The sequence below is a fragment of the Streptomyces sp. NPDC003035 genome, from assembly GCF_042888285.1.
Classification (GTDB): domain Bacteria; phylum Actinomycetota; class Actinomycetes; order Streptomycetales; family Streptomycetaceae; genus Streptomyces.
On the sequence record NZ_JBIAPJ010000005.1, the window covers coordinates 271,237 to 285,714 of the forward strand.

The window sequence follows — 14,478 nt, forward strand, 5'->3', positions numbered from 1 at the left end:
ATTCAGCCCCTTACAGCTTCATCAGGCTGGCGTCGTCGACCGAGGCCGAGTGGCGGGAACGGAACAGCGACACGATGATCGCGAGCCCGACGACGACCTCCGCGGCGGCGACGACCATCGTGAAGAAGGCGATGATCTGGCCGTCGAGGTTGCCGTGCATCCGGGAGAAGGCGACGAACGCGAGGTTGCAGGCGTTGAGCATCAGCTCCACGCACATGAAGACGACGATCGCGTTGCGCCGGATCAGCACCCCGGCCGCGCCGATGGTGAACAACAGAGCGGCGAGGTACAGATAGTTGACGGGGTTCACCGCGTGGCCTCCTCTTCGTCCCGGACCTCGTCCCGGCCGAGCCTCTCCTCCGCGCGCTGCTCCAGCGCCTTGAGGTCGGCCAGCGCCTCGCCGGACACGTCGCGGACCTGGCCGCGCTTGCGCAGGGTCTGCATCACGGTCAGCTCGCTGGGGGTGCCGTCGGGCAGCAGACCGGCGATGTCCACCGCGTTGTGCCGGGCGTAGACACCCGGCGCGGGCAGCGGCGGCACGTGCTTGCCCTCCCGTACCCGCTGCTCGGCGAGCTCTCGCTGGGTGCGGGCCCGCTCGGTGCGCTCGCGGTGGGTGAGGACCATCGCGCCGACGGCCGCGGTGATCAGCAACGCGCCGGTGATCTCGAAGGCGAAGACGTACTTGGTGAAGATGAGGGCGGCGATGCCCTCGACGTTTCCACCGTGCGCGCTGTTGGCCGCGCCCAGTCCGTTGAACTCCGTCAGGGCGGCCTGGCCGATGCCGGCGATCAGCAGGATGCCGAAGCCGAGCCCGCAGGCCGCGGCCCACCAGCGCTGCCCCTTGATGGTCTCCTTCAGCGAGTCAGCGGCCGTGACACCGACCAGCATGACGATGAAGAGGAACAGCATCATGATCGCGCCGGTGTAGACGACGATCTGGACGATGCCGAGGAAGTACGCGCCGTTGGCGAGGTAGAAGACCGCCAGGACGATCATCGTGCCGGCCAGGCAGAGGGCGCTGTGCATCGCCTTCTTCATCAGGACCGTGCACAGGGCGCCGATGACGGCGACGGTGCCGAGGACCCAGAACTGGAGGGCTTCGCCGTTCGAGGTCGTGTAGGCGGCGAGGGTGGCGTTCATGCGTCCACCTCTTCCGGCTCGCCCGTCTCCCCCTTGGAGGTGGCGACCTGACGGACCGTGCCCGGAGCGGCCTCGGTGACGAGCCCCCGGTAGTAGTCCTGCTCGTCCATCCCCGGGTAGATGGCGTGCGGGGAGTCGACCATGCCCTCCTCCAGGCCCGCGAGGAGCTGCTCCTTGGTGTAGATCAGGTTCTGACGGGAGGAGTCGGCCAGTTCGAACTCGTTGGTCATCGTCAGCGCCCGGGTGGGGCACGCCTCGATGCACAGCCCGCACAGGATGCAGCGGGCGTAGTTGATCTGGTAGACGACGCCGTACCGCTCGCCCGGGGAGTAGCGCTCCTCGTCCGTGTTGTCCGCACCCTCCACGTAGATGGCGTCGGCGGGACAGGCCCAGGCGCACAGCTCGCAGCCGACGCACTTCTCGAGACCGTCGGGGTGACGGTTGAGCTGGTGCCGGCCGTGGAAGCGCGGCGCGGTCGTCTTCTGCTGCTCCGGGTACTGCTCGGTCAGCCGCTTCTTGAACATGGCCTTGAAGGTCACGCCGAAGCCGGCCACCGGATTCTGGAAGTCAGACACCGTCCGTCTCCTTTCCCTCACTCGCAGTAGCAGTATCGGGGGCCCCACTGACAACCAGGTCCCGTTCGTGCCGGGGCCTGCGCCGGGGTACGTGCGGCAGGGACTGTCCGGGCTTGGGCGGTACGGGGAAGCCGCCGGCCATCGGGTCGAACGGAGGCTCGTCCTCCACCCCGGCGGCCTTCGCCTTCCTGTCGCGGAACATGTCGGCGACGAAGGAGAGGAGCAGGACGGCGATGACGGCACCGGCGACGTACAGCACGATGTTCTGGAAGCCGACGTTCTCGTTCCGCAGGGCGCGGACGGTGGCGACCAGCATCAGCCAGAGCACCGAGACCGGGATGAGGACCTTCCAGCCGAGCTTCATCAGCTGGTCGTAGCGGACGCGGGGCAGGGTGCCGCGGAGCCAGATGAAGAAGAAGAGCAGCAGCTGCACCTTGAGGACGAACCAGAGCATCGGCCACCAGCCGTGGTTCGCGCCCTCCCAGAAGGTGGAGACCGGGTACGGTGCGCGCCAGCCGCCGAGGAAGAGCGTCACGGAGACGGCGGAGACCGTCACCATGTTCACGTACTCGGCGAGCATGAACATCGCGAACTTGATGGAGGAGTACTCGGTGTTGAAGCCGCCGACGAGGTCGCCCTCGGACTCCGGCATGTCGAACGGGGCGCGGTTGGTCTCGCCGACCATCGTGACGATGTAGATGATGAACGAGACCGGCAGCAGGACGATGAACCAGCGGTCCGCCTGCGCCTCGACGATCGCCGAGGTCGACATCGACCCGGAGTAGAGGAACACCGAGGCGAACGCGGCGCCCATGGCGATCTCGTACGAGATCATCTGCGCGCAGGAGCGCAGGCCGCCGAGGAGCGGGTACGTGGAGCCGGAGGACCAGCCGGCGAGCACGATGCCGTAGATGCCGACGGAGGCGATGGCCAGGACGTACAGCATGGCGATCGGCAGGTCGGTGAGCTGCATCGTGGTGCGGTGGCCGAAGATCGACACCTCGTTGCCGGCCGGGCCGAAGGGGATCACGGCGATGGCCATGAACGCCGGGGCGGCGGCGATGATCGGCGCGAGGATGTAGACGACCTTGTCGGCGCGCTTGACGACGACGTCCTCCTTGAGCATCAGCTTGATGCCGTCCGCGAGGGACTGGAGGAGACCCCAGGGTCCGTGCCGGTTGGGGCCGATGCGCAGCTGCATCCAGGCGACGACCTTGCGCTCCCACACGATGGAGAAGAGCACGGTGATCATCAGGAAGGCGAAGCAGAAGACGGCCTTGATCGCGACGAGCCACCAGGGGTCGGTCCCGAACATGGAGAGGTCTTCGGCGGCGAGGACGCTGCGCTGTGCGTCCGCGAGTTGAGCGAGGGCGGTCATGCGCCCACCTCCCGTGCGGCGGCGGCCAGGGCTTCGCCCGGCCGGACGACGTGGCTACGGCGGTCGAGGATGTCGGTCATGACCGGACCTCCGCCGCTTCGACGGCACCCACGGGACCGATGCGGACCAGGTCGCCCGGGTGGGCGCCGGTGTCGGAGAGGACTCCGCCCACCGTGGAGTTCAGCGGGAGCCAGACCACGCGGTCGGGCATCTCGGTGACCTGGAGCGGGAGACGGGTCGAGCCCGCCGGGCCGGTGACCGCGAGGAGGTCGCCGTCCTTGACGCCGGTCTCGGCGGCGGTGGCGGCCGAGACGCGGGCGACCGCCGCGTGGCGGGTGCCCGCCAGGGCCGGGTCGCCCTCCTGGAGCCGGCCCAGGTCGAGCAGGAGCCGGTGTCCGGCGAGGACCGCCTCGCCCTCGGCCGGCCGGGGCGCGGGCTGTGCGGGCTCGACGGGCTCGGAGGCCCGCTCGCCGTCCCAGCCGCCGAGCCGGTCCAGCTCCCGGCGGGCCGAGCGCAGATCGGGCAGGGCCAGATGGGCGTCGAGGGCGTCGGCGAGCATGTGCAGCACGCGCGTGTCCGTCGGCGGCAGCGGGCGGGTCATCTGATCGGGCTTGAGCGCGGCCTCGAAGAGCCGTGCCCTGCCCTCCCAGTTGAGGAAGGTGCCGGCCTTCTCGGCGACGGCGGCGACCGGCAGGACCACGTCCGCCCGCTCGGTGACCTCGCTCGGCCGCAGCTCCAGGGAGACCACGAACGCCGCGTCCAGGGCCTCACGCGCGCGTGCCGGGTCGGGCAGGTCGCGCACCTCGACGCCGCCGACGAGCAGCGCACCCAGTTCGCCGGTGGCCGCGGCCTCGACGATCTGTCCGGTGTCGCGGCCGTAGCCGTGCGGGAGTTCGCGTACGCCCCAGGCGGCCGCGACCTCCTCACGCGCGCGTGGGTCGGTCGCCGGGCGGCCGCCGGGCAGCAGGGTCGGGATGGCGCCCGCTTCGAGCGCGCCGCGCTCACCGGCCCGGCGCGGGATCCACACCAGCTGCGCGCCGGTCGCGGTCGCCGTCCGTACGGCGGCGGTCAGTCCGCCGGGCACGGCGGCGAGCCGCTCGCCGACGACGATGACCGCGCCGTCCCGGCGCAGCGCCTCGGCGGCGTGGCTGCCGGGCTCGTCGAGGCCGACCTGGGAGGTGAGGGCGTCCAGCCATTCGGTCTCAGTTCCGGGCGCGGCCGACAGCAGCGTGCCGCCGGCCTTCACCAGGCCCCGGGTGGCGTGCGAGGCGAGCGCGTACGTCTTCTGGCCGTGCTTGCGCCATGCCTTGCGCAGCCGCAGGAAGACGCCGGGCGCCTCCTCCTCGGACTCGAAGCCGACGAGCAGCACGGCCGGGGCGGCTTCCAGGGAGGTGTACGTGACCCCGCTGCCGTCCAGGTCGCGTCCGCGTCCCGCCACGGTGGAGGCCAGGAAGTCGGCCTCCTCGCTGGAGAGGTCACGGGCCCGGAAGTCGACGTCGTTGGTGTCGAGGGCGACCCGGGCGAACTTGGCGTACGCGTAGGAGTCCTCGACGGTCAGCCGACCGCCGGCCAGGACGCCGGTGCGGCCGCGGACGAGCCCGCGCGCCGCCGCCTCCAGGGCCTCGGGCCAGGACGCCGGCTCCAGCTCACCCGTCTCCGGGTTCCGTACGAGCGGGGTGCTCAGCCGGTCGCGCTGCTGCGCGTACCGGAAGGCGAACCGCCCCTTGTCGCACACCCACTCCTCGTTGACCTCCGGGTCCTCGGCGGCGAGCCGCCGCATGACCTTGCCGCGCCGGTGGTCCGTGCGCGTGGCGCAGCCGCCCGCGCAGTGCTCGCAGACGGAGGGCGAGGAGACGAGGTCGAAGGGGCGGGAGCGGAACCGGTACGCCGCCGAGGTCAGCGCGCCGACCGGGCAGATCTGGATGGTGTTGCCGGAGAAGTACGACTCGAAGGGGTCGCCCTCGCCGGTGCCGACCTGCTGGAGCGCGCCGCGTTCGAGCAGTTCGATCATCGGGTCGCCGGCGACCTGGTTGGAGAACCGGGTGCAGCGGGCGCAGAGCACGCACCGCTCGCGGTCGAGCAGCACCTGGGGGGAGATCGGTACCGGCTTCTCGAAGGTCCGCTTCCTGCCGTCGAAGCGGGACTCGGCCTGGCCGTGGGACATCGCCTGGTTCTGCAGCGGGCACTCGCCGCCCTTGTCGCAGACCGGGCAGTCCAGCGGGTGGTTGATGAGCAGCAGCTCCATCACGCCGTGCTGGGCCTTCTCGGCGACCGGGCTGGTCAGCTGCGACTTCACCACCATGCCGTCGGTGCAGGTGATGGTGCAGGAGGCCATCGGCTTGCGCTGGCCCTCGACCTCGACGATGCACTGGCGGCAGGCGCCGGCCGGGTCGAGGAGCGGGTGGTCGCAGAACCTGGGGATCTCGATGCCGAGCTGTTCGGCGGCGCGGATGACGAGGGTCCCCTTGGGGACGGAGATCTCGGCGCCGTCGATGGTCAGCGTGACGAGATCCTCGGGCGGTACCGCCGGGGAACCGCCACCGGCCGAGCCGGCCGTGGTGACCGTCATGCCGTCACCTCCTTGTGGTTGTCCGCCCAGGCGGTCGACTTGGCCGGGTCGAAGGGGCAGCCCCGGCCGGTGATGTGCTGCTCGTACTCCTCGCGGAAGTACTTCAGCGAGGAGAAGATCGGGGAGGCGGCGCCGTCGCCGAGCGCGCAGAACGACTTGCCGTTGATGTTGTCGGCGATGTCGTTCAGCTTGTCGAGGTCGGACATCACGCCCTTGCCGGCCTCGATGTCACGGAGCAACTGGACCAGCCAATAAGTGCCTTCGCGGCAGGGCGTGCACTTGCCGCAGGACTCGTGGGCGTAGAACTCGGTCCACCGGGTCACGGCCCGCACCACGCAGGTGGTCTCGTCGAAGCACTGGAGCGCCTTGGTGCCGAGCATCGAGCCGGCCGCGCCCACGCCCTCGTAGTCCAGCGGGACGTCGAGGTGCTCGTCGGTGAACATCGGGGTGGAGGAGCCGCCCGGGGTCCAGAACTTCAGCCGGTGGCCCGGCCGCATCCCGCCGCTCATGTCGAGGAGCTGGCGCAGCGTGATCCCGAGCGGTGCCTCGTACTGGCCGGGCGAGGCGACGTGCCCGCTGAGCGAGTAGAGCGTGAAGCCCGGGGACTTCTCGCTGCCCATCGACTTGAACCAGTCCTTGCCCCTGTGGAGGATCGCGGGAACGGACGCGATGGACTCGACGTTGTTCACCACGGTGGGGCAGGCGTACAGACCGGCGACCGCGGGGAAGGGGGGGCGCAGCCGGGGCTGGCCGCGCCGTCCTTCGAGCGAGTCGAGCAGGGCGGTCTCCTCGCCGCAGATGTACGCGCCGGCGCCGGCGTGCACGGTGAGTTCGAGGTTCAGCCCGCTGCCGAGGATGTTCTCGCCGAGGAAGCCCGCCTCGTACGCCTCGCGCACGGCCTCGTGCAGCCTGCGCAGGACGGGGACGACCTCGCCGCGCAGGTAGATGAAGGCGTGCGACGAGCGGATCGCGTAGCAGGCGATCACGATGCCCTCGATGAGGGAGTGCGGATTGGCGAAGAGGAGCGGGATGTCCTTGCAGGTCCCCGGCTCGGACTCGTCGGCGTTGACGACGAGGTAGTGCGGCTTGCCGTCGCCCTGCGGAATGAACTGCCATTTCATCCCGGTGGGGAAGCCGGCGCCGCCGCGGCCGCGGAGCCCGGAGTCCTTGACGTACGCGATGAGGTCGTCGGGCGTCATCGCGAGGGCCTTCCTCAGGCCCTCGTACCCCTCGTGCCTCCTGTACGTCTCCAGGGTCCAGGAGTCGGGCTCGTCCCAGAACGCCGAAAGGACCGGCGCCAGAAGCTTCTCGGGGCTGCTGTTGTTGATCTCGGCTGCCAAGGTCATCACTCCCCCTCCCCACTGGCCGATTCGCCGCGCGGGTGGACGATCTTGTGGTGCGGGGACTCGCCCTTGGCCAGACGCAGCCCGACGAGCGAGGCCGGGCCGGCCCCTCCGGTGGCCTCGACGGCCCCCTCGCGCTCGTCGGGGAAGCCGGCCAGGATGCGGGCGGTCTCCTTGTACGTACACAGGGGCGCGCCGCGCGTCGGCTCGACCGGGCGGCCGGCCCGCAGGTCGTCGACGATCTTCTTCGCGGACTCGGGCGTCTGGTTGTCGAAGAACTCCCAGTTGACCATCACGACGGGCGCGAAGTCGCAGGCCGCGTTGCACTCGATGTGCTCCAGCGTGACCTTGCCGTCCTCGGTCGTCTCGTTGTTGCCGACGCCGAGGTGTTCCTTCAGCTCCTCGAAGATGGCGTCGCCGCCCATCACCGCGCAGAGCGTGTTGGTGCAGACCCCGACCTGGTAGTCGCCGGAGGGCTTGCGCCGGTACATCGTGTAGAAGGTCGCGACGGCGGTCACCTCGGCGGTCGTCAGGCCGAGGAGCTCCGCGCAGAACTTCATGCCGGTACGGGTCACGAATCCGTCCTCCGCCTGCACAAGGTGCAGCATCGGCAGGAGCGCGGAGCGGGACCCCGGGTAGCGGGCGATGATCTCCTGGGCGTCCGCCTCCAGCCGGGCGCGTACCTCGGCCGGGTAGTCGGGGGCGGGGAGCTGGGGCATCCCGAGACTGGTGTGTCCGTCCGTCATCGGTCGACGCCTCCCATCACGGGGTCGATGGACGCGACGGCGACGATGACGTCGGCGACCTGGCCGCCCTCGCACATCGCCGCCATGGCCTGCAGGTTGGTGAAGGACGGGTCGCGGAAGTGGACCCGGTAGGGGCGGGTGCCGCCGTCGGAGACGACGTGCGCGCCGAGCTCACCCTTGGGCGATTCGACGGCCACGTACGCCTGTCCCGGCGGAACGCGGAAGCCCTCGGTGACCAGCTTGAAGTGGTGGATCAGGGCCTCCATGGAGGTGCCCATGATCTTCTTGATGTGGTCGAGGGAGTTGCCGAGTCCGTCCGGGCCGAGCGCGAGCTGCGCCGGCCAGGCGATCTTCTTGTCCCCGACCATGACCGGGCCGGGCGCCAGCCGGTCGAGGCACTGCTCGACGATCCGCAGCGACTGCCGCATCTCCTCCAGGCGGATGAGGAAGCGGCCGTAGGAGTCGCAGGTGTCGGCGGTCGGGATGTCGAAGTCGTAGGTCTCGTAGCCGCAGTACGGGTCGGTCTTGCGCAGGTCGTGCGGGAGGCCCGCCGAGCGCAGGATCGGTCCGGTGGCGCCGAGCGCCATGCAGCCGGTGAGGTCGAGGTAGCCCACGTCCTGCATACGGGCCTTGAAGATGGGGTTGCCGGTGGCGAGCTTGTCGTACTCCGGCAGGTTCTTCTTCATGGTCTTCACGAACTCGCGCACGGCGTCGACGGCGCCGGGCGGGAGGTCCTGGGCGAGGCCGCCGGGGCGGATGAACGCGTGGTTCATGCGCAGGCCGGTGATCAGCTCGTACAGGTCCAGGATCATCTCGCGGTCCCGGAAGCCGTAGATCATGATCGTGGTGGCTCCGAGCTCCATGCCGCCGGTGGCGATGGCCACCAGGTGGGAGGAGAGCCGGTTGAGCTCCATCAGCATCACGCGGACGACCGTGGCCCGGTCCGGGATCTGGTCGGTGATGTCGAGCAGCTTCTCGACGCCGAGGCAGTACGCCGTCTCGTTGTAGAACGAGGTGAGGTAGTCCATGCGCGTGACGAAGGTGGTGCCCTGCGTCCAGGTCCGGTACTCGAGGTTCTTCTCGATGCCGGTGTGGAGGTAACCGATGCCGCAGCGGGCCTCGGTGACGGTCTCGCCGTCGATCTCCAGGATCAGGCGCAGCACGCCGTGCGTGGACGGGTGCTGCGGGCCCATGTTGACGATGATGCGCTCGTCGTCGGCCTTGGCGGCGGACTCGACGACTTCCTCCCAGTCACCACCGGTGACCGTGTAGACGGTGCCTTCGGTGGTCTCGCGGGGGGAGGCGGGGGAAGCATGGGGGGTGTTCACGAGTACGACCTCCGCTGGTCCGGAGCCGGGATCTGGGCGCCCTTGTACTCGACGGGGATTCCGCCGAGGGGGTAGTCCTTGCGCTGCGGGAAGCCCTGCCAGTCGTCCGGCATCATGATCCGGGTGAGGGCGGGGTGCCCGTCGAAGACGATGCCGAAGAAGTCGTACGTCTCGCGCTCGTGCCAGTCGTTGGTCGGGTAGACCGCGACGAGGGACGGGATGTGCGGGTCGGCGTCCGGGGCGGAGACCTCCAGCCGGATCAGCCGGCCGTGGGTCAGCGAGCGCAGGTGGTAGACGGCGTGCAGCTCGCGGCCCTTGTCGCCGGGGTAGTGGACGCCGGAGACGCCCGTACAGAGCTCGAAGCGCAGGGCCGGGTCGTCGCGCAGGGTGCGGGCGACCCGGACGAGGTGCTCGCGCGCGATGTGGAAGGTCAGCTCGCCGCGGTCGACGATCGTCTTCTCGATCGCGTTCTCCGGGAGGAGTCCCTGCTCGTCGAGGGCGCCCTCGAGCTCGTCGGCCACCTCGTCGAACCAGCCGCCGTAGGGGCGGGCGGCCGGGCCGGGGAGCCGTACGGAGCGGACGAGGCCGCCGTAGCCGGAGGTGTCGCCGCCGCTCTGGGCGCCGAACATCCCGCGCTGGACGCGGACCTCCTCGCCCCGGTCCCCGCGCTGGCCCGGCAGGTTCTGCGCGCTCAGGTCCTTGTCGGGATTGGGAGTCTCGTCGCTCACTGTGCTGCCCCGTTCGCTTCTCCGCCCGCGCGGCGCAGAGGCGCGAGCATCGTCGTCATCTGCGGCCCGGCGGCCGCGCGTGCGTCGCTCACCGTGCTGCCCCGTTCGCTTCTCCGCCCGCGCGGCGCAGAGGCGCGAGCATCGTCGTCGTCTGCGGCCCGGCGGCCGCGCGTGCGTCGCTCACCGTGCTGCCCCGTTCGCTTCTCCGCCCGCGCGGCGCAGAGGCGCGAGCATCGTCGTCATCTGCGGCCCGGCGGCCGCGCGTGCGTCGCTCACCGAAGAAGACCCTTCATCTCAATCGTCGGCAGGGCCTTGAGCGCTGCTTCCTCCGCCTCGCGAGCCGCTTCCTCCGCGTTCACTCCGAGGGGGGAACTCTGGATCTTCTGGTGGAGCTTGAGAATCGAGTCCATCAGCATCTCCGGGCGCGGCGGGCAACCCGGCAAATAGATGTCGACCGGCACAACATGGTCAACGCCCTGCACAATCGCGTAATTGTTGAACATTCCACCCGAAGACGCGCACACCCCCATGGAGATGACCCACTTGGGGTTCGGCATCTGGTCGTAGACCTGCCGCAGCACGGGCGCCATCTTCTGGCTGACGCGGCCGGCCACGATCATTAGGTCGGCCTGGCGCGGTGAACCGCGGAAGACCTCCATGCCGAAGCGCGCCAGGTCGTAGCGGCCGGCGCCGGTCGTCATCATCTCGATGGCGCAGCAGGCGAGGCCGAAGGTCGCAGGGAAGACGGATGACTTGCGCACCCAGCCCGCGGCCTGTTCGACCGTCGTCAGCAGAAAACCGCTCGGCAGCTTCTCTTCGAGTCCCATAGGTGCCCCTCAGCCCCTCAGTCCCATTCCAGGCCGCCGCGCCGCCACACATAGGCGTAGGCGACGAAGACGGTGAGCACGAAGAGCAGCATCTCCACGAGCCCGAAAAGCCCCAGGGCGTCGAAGGTGACGGCCCAGGGGTAGAGGAAGACGATCTCGATGTCGAAGACGATGAAGAGCATCGCCGTCAGGTAGTACTTGATCGGGAAGCGGCCGCCTCCGGCGGGAGTGGGCGTCGGCTCGATGCCGCACTCGTACGCCTCAAGCTTTGCCCTGTTGTACCGCTTTGGGCCGATTAGCGTGGCCATGACCACGGAGAAGATCGCAAACCCCGCACCCAGGGCACCGAGCACGAGGATGGGCGCGTACGCATTCACGCTCCTCGCTCCTTCCAGTCGTCCTTGACCGTTGGACCGCACGGCCGGGCTGTGGAAGATCGCCCCCATGTGAGGCAGTTCACAAGCCCGACTGCCCCGCATCTTATGCCTGCCCCTCTGTGATCTGCGACACGGGGTGCACCTATGAGTTTGTGATCTCCACCACCTGACGAAGGATCATGAAGTCGGATGAGCGGTGATCTTGGTACGCGAAGCGCCCAGGTGATCACCAGTTGTGACATCCGGACCGGAAAGCGCTGGTCGGAGGGGTGGCGCTCTATCAAGAGATGGACCATGCAAGCAAATTGGCGATGGACGCCACCCGGGTGATAAAGCAACCGCCCGTCGCCCAGTCGGGGGCCCTGGCGGACCGGAGTGGACGCGTGCGCGCATTCACGAGCCCGGCTGTGACCTGTGCCACACCTCCACCCGCCCGAGGAAAGCGGGGCTTGGCCAACGGTGTGAAGAGGTGGTAAGTGGCGGTCAATTCGGACGTTTCGCGGAAAACCCGTGATCAAGGGCCTGATAGGCCCTGCCCGTATTGTCCGTTACGGCGTCAATAAGGGTGTCAGAGAAGCGGATTAAGGGGTTCCGGACGTAACTGTGGCGCAACCCACGTTTCTTGAAGGGAACCGTGAAGCCCTGATAGCGGTTGTACTCATGTCCCAGACCGCTCACATACCCAGCCACCGGAAGCCCCGCCGCAGCGCCTCGAAGCTCGCGCTCCGGGCAGGAGTTGCCGGTGGCGTCCTCGGCACCATCGCGGTGGCCGGTGCCGCCGGCCCGGCGAACGCCGAGCCGGTGACCGAGACCATCGAAATGCCCACGCTGGGCACGCTCGACGCCGACCTGGCGAGCGCCGTCTCCGCCTCGGCCGAGGCGTCCCAGCAGGAGGCGCTCGACCTGAGCCTGCAGGCCCAGCAGGACGCGTCCATCCAGAAGGCCGCCCAGGACGCCAAGAAGGCCAAGGCCGAGGCCGACCGCAAGGCCGCGGCCGCCAAGGCTGAGGCCGAGCGCGCCGAGAAGGCCCGCGTCGAGGCCCAGGAGCGCGCCTCCCGCACGGCGGCCCGCACCACGCTCTCCGCGTCCTCCTCCGGCTCCACGGCCGACAGCGGCTCGCAGGTGGCCACCGGCTCCGCCGCGGCGATCGTCGCCTTCGCCCGCGCCCAGGTCGGCGACGCCTACGTCTCCGGCGGCACCGGCCCCAACTCCTGGGACTGCTCCGGCCTCGTCCAGGCCGCCTACGCCCAGGCCGGCATCGACCTGCCCCGCGTCTCCAGCTCGCAGTCGTCCATGGGTACGTCCGTCTCGCTGAGCAACCTGCAGCCGGGCGACATCCTCTACTGGGGCAGCCGCAGCGGCTCGTACCACGTGGCGATCTACGTCGGCGGCGGCAACTACGTCGGCGCGCAGAACCCGTCGACCGGTGTCGTCGAGCGCTCCCTGGACTGGGACACCCCCTCCGGCGCCGTCCGCATCCTCTGATCATCCGTACGCCGAAAAGCCGTCACTCCTCGGGGGAGTGACGGCTTTTCGCCGCTTTCGTCCTACTTCTTCCGGAACGCCTCGACGATCCGGGCGTAGCTGTCACCGCCGTGTCCCGCCTCGACCGCGCCCCGCATCAGCTCCAGGTGCAGCTCCGGCAGCCGGTTGTCGATGCCGCGCGCCTCCCCCGCGTGCAGCAGATGCCCGATGGCGGCCACCTGGACGTCGATCGTGGCGTCCGAGCCCGGGTACTCCCCCGCGTCGATCTGCTCCGCGTACCCGGTCATGAACCAGGAGACCGTCCTCAGCCAGCGGACCGCGACCGCCGTGAAGTCCCGGGCCGCCACCCCGTCGGCGCCCACCAGGGCGGTCGCGTGCAGCCAGCCGCCGAAGACCGACCACATGAGGCCGAGCAGCCCGGCGTCGTACAGGGAGGCGAGGCCCGCGTCCGCGCCCAGGTCCACCGGGTCGCCGAGCACGGCCAGCGTCGCGCGGTGCTCGGCGAGGAGCTCCGGCCCGCCCGCGTACAGGATCATGCTGCCGCTGCCGCCGACCCCGGGCGGCGTCGTCATGACGGCGCCGTCGAGATAGCCGATGCCGTGCTCCGCCGCCCACTCCGCCTCCGCGCGGGCCTGCTCGGGCGAGCCGGTGGTGAGGTTGACCAGGACCCGGCCCCGCCCGTGTGGGCAATCGTCCCGCTGGGCGGGACGGGTGGGCACACGGGACGGCGCCCTTGCGGGCGCGTTCCGCTCATGGGCCCCTGTGCACCAGGGCCGACGCGCGTGCGGGCGCCTCGGGGCGGGCGGGGGCGCACGGGGCGGAGGCGCCCGCAAGGGCGCCGTCCGTTGTGCCCACCCTCCCCCAGACTCCGTCCGGGGGGACCCCCATCGCCCCAGCGGAACGAATGCCCACAACGGCGCTCCACGCTCGCAGCGGCCGGATCCGGCCGACAGTGGCAGGACTGACGACGGCCGCACGTTTCCTGCCGTAGGGTCGCCGACATGAGTGCGGGAGTGGTCGCCATCGCCGTCGTACCGGACCGGCGGATCGGTACGTCGCTGTGGGAGCTGTACGAGATCGCCATCGCGTGCGCCGTCTTCGGCAACCCGCAACCGGACCTGGCGGACCCCTGGTACGAGCTGCGGCTGTGCGGCGAGGCGGGACCGGGAGTGTTCTCGCTGCGGACGGAGTACGGCCTCGAAGGACTCGTGGGCGCGGACACCGTCATCGTGCCGTCGGTGCCCGACGCGGTCGTGGAGGACGGCGAGGAGGTGCCGCCCGAGCTGGTGGACGCCCTGCGCGCGGCCGCCGCGTCCGGCGCGCGGATGGTGTCCCTGTGCACCGGAGCCTTCGCGCTCGCCGCCGCCGGCCTCCTCGACGGGCGCCGGGCCACCGCCCACTGGCAGCACACCGCGCAGCTGGCCGCCCGCCACCCCGGGGTGCTCGTGGACGACTCGGTGCTCTACACGGACGAGGGAACGGTGCTGACGAGCGCCGGGGCCACCGCCGCTCTCGACCTGTGTCTGCACCTCGTCCGCAGGGACCTCGGCGCCACCGTCGCGGGGCAGCTCGCCCGGCGCCTGGTCGTGCCCGCCCACCGCACCGGCGGACAGGCCCAGTTCATCGAGGCGCCGCTGCCGCCGAGCGACGGCGACAGCCTGGGGCCCGTCCTGCAGTGGGCGACCGAGCGCCTCGCCGAACCGCTGACCGTCGACGACCTCGCCCGGCGGGCCCGGATGAGCCCGCGCACCTTCCACCGGCGGGTACGGGAGGCGCACGGGACCACGCCGTTGCGATGGCTGCTCCAGCAGCGCGTGGCCCGCGCCCAGACCCTCCTGGAGTCCACCGACCTGCCCGTGGAACTGGTCGGCGAACGGAGCGGCCTGGGCACGTCGGCCAATCTGCGGCGCCACTTCACCCGCACGGTCGGGGTGTCCCCCTCTGACTACCGGCGGGCGTTCCGGCGTTCGGACGCCTAGGCC

At 70.3% G+C, this 14,478-nt stretch carries 13 protein-coding genes and 1 pseudogene; 2 read left to right on the forward strand and 12 right to left on the reverse strand.

Translation table 11 applies throughout. The features are described 5' to 3' along the window. Positions 1–10 precede the first annotated feature (10 nt). The 11 genes from nuoK to ACFYV5_RS17965 all read right to left on the reverse strand — a co-directional run bounded on the left by nuoK (position 11) and on the right by ACFYV5_RS17965 (position 11,011). Positions 11–310, reverse strand: a complete 300-nt coding sequence (gene nuoK / locus ACFYV5_RS17915; protein ID WP_069927518.1) for an NADH-quinone oxidoreductase subunit NuoK — start codon at positions 308–310, stop codon at positions 11–13. Further along, positions 307–1,140, reverse strand: coding sequence for an NADH-quinone oxidoreductase subunit J (locus ACFYV5_RS17920; RefSeq protein WP_389169239.1), 834 nt, complete (start codon positions 1,138–1,140; stop codon positions 307–309). Before ACFYV5_RS17920 ends, nuoK begins: the two co-directional genes overlap by 4 nt. Next, the gene (gene nuoI / locus ACFYV5_RS17925; RefSeq protein ID WP_355104925.1) at positions 1,137–1,715 is read right to left on the reverse strand and encodes an NADH-quinone oxidoreductase subunit NuoI; all 579 of its coding nucleotides are present in this window, start codon (positions 1,713–1,715) and stop codon (positions 1,137–1,139) included. Before nuoI ends, ACFYV5_RS17920 begins: the two co-directional genes overlap by 4 nt. Continuing rightward, complete coding sequence (nuoH, locus tag ACFYV5_RS17930; RefSeq protein WP_389169241.1) at positions 1,708–3,093, reverse strand: NADH-quinone oxidoreductase subunit NuoH; 1,386 nt, start codon at positions 3,091–3,093, stop codon at positions 1,708–1,710. Before nuoH ends, nuoI begins: the two co-directional genes overlap by 8 nt. A 76-nt stretch (positions 3,094–3,169) precedes the next feature. Next, entirely contained in the window at positions 3,170–5,662 is a 2,493-nt protein-coding gene (locus ACFYV5_RS17935) for an NADH-quinone oxidoreductase subunit G (protein ID WP_389169242.1), read from the reverse strand. Further along, positions 5,659–7,011, reverse strand: coding sequence for an NADH-quinone oxidoreductase subunit NuoF (gene nuoF, locus ACFYV5_RS17940; RefSeq protein WP_389169244.1), 1,353 nt, complete (start codon positions 7,009–7,011; stop codon positions 5,659–5,661). Before nuoF ends, ACFYV5_RS17935 begins: the two co-directional genes overlap by 4 nt. Further along, positions 7,008–7,751: an NADH-quinone oxidoreductase subunit NuoE gene (gene nuoE, locus ACFYV5_RS17945; RefSeq protein WP_389169245.1), complete on the reverse strand. Its 744-nt coding sequence runs from the start codon at positions 7,749–7,751 to the stop codon at positions 7,008–7,010. Before nuoE ends, nuoF begins: the two co-directional genes overlap by 4 nt. Further along, positions 7,748–9,079 (reverse strand): NADH-quinone oxidoreductase subunit D, encoded by a 1,332-nt coding sequence (locus tag ACFYV5_RS17950; protein ID WP_355104915.1) that lies wholly within the window; start codon positions 9,077–9,079, stop codon positions 7,748–7,750. Before ACFYV5_RS17950 ends, nuoE begins: the two co-directional genes overlap by 4 nt. Next, complete coding sequence (locus tag ACFYV5_RS17955; protein WP_355104913.1) at positions 9,076–9,807, reverse strand: NADH-quinone oxidoreductase subunit C; 732 nt, start codon at positions 9,805–9,807, stop codon at positions 9,076–9,078. The genes ACFYV5_RS17950 and ACFYV5_RS17955 overlap by 4 nt, the downstream gene beginning before the upstream one ends. A gap of 272 nt (positions 9,808–10,079) precedes the next feature. Continuing rightward, on the reverse strand, positions 10,080–10,634 hold the full coding sequence (locus tag ACFYV5_RS17960; protein WP_355104911.1) for an NADH-quinone oxidoreductase subunit B family protein: 555 nt from the start codon (positions 10,632–10,634) through the stop codon (positions 10,080–10,082). Positions 10,635–10,651: 17 nt separating this feature from the next. After that, positions 10,652–11,011 carry an NADH-quinone oxidoreductase subunit A gene (locus tag ACFYV5_RS17965; protein WP_030494815.1) on the reverse strand — a complete coding sequence of 120 codons (360 nt, stop codon included), beginning with the start codon at positions 11,009–11,011 and terminating at the stop codon, positions 10,652–10,654. Positions 11,012–11,671: 660 nt separating this feature from the next. On the opposite strand from ACFYV5_RS17965, the gene ACFYV5_RS17970 reads away from it, so the two are divergent. Next, a complete protein-coding gene (locus ACFYV5_RS17970; protein ID WP_389169247.1) occupies positions 11,672–12,496 on the forward strand; it encodes a C40 family peptidase in 825 nt (274 codons plus the stop codon). A 62-nt stretch (positions 12,497–12,558) separates the two neighbouring features. Here the strand turns inward: ACFYV5_RS17970 and ACFYV5_RS17975 are convergent. After that, positions 12,559–13,170: pseudogene (locus tag ACFYV5_RS17975) on the reverse strand (NAD(P)-dependent oxidoreductase); the annotation flags it as partial. A 327-nt stretch (positions 13,171–13,497) separates the two neighbouring features. Between ACFYV5_RS17975 and ACFYV5_RS17980 the strand changes: the two are divergent. Beyond that, positions 13,498–14,475, forward strand: coding sequence for a helix-turn-helix domain-containing protein (locus ACFYV5_RS17980; protein ID WP_389169248.1), 978 nt, complete (start codon positions 13,498–13,500; stop codon positions 14,473–14,475). Positions 14,476–14,478 lie beyond the last annotated feature (3 nt).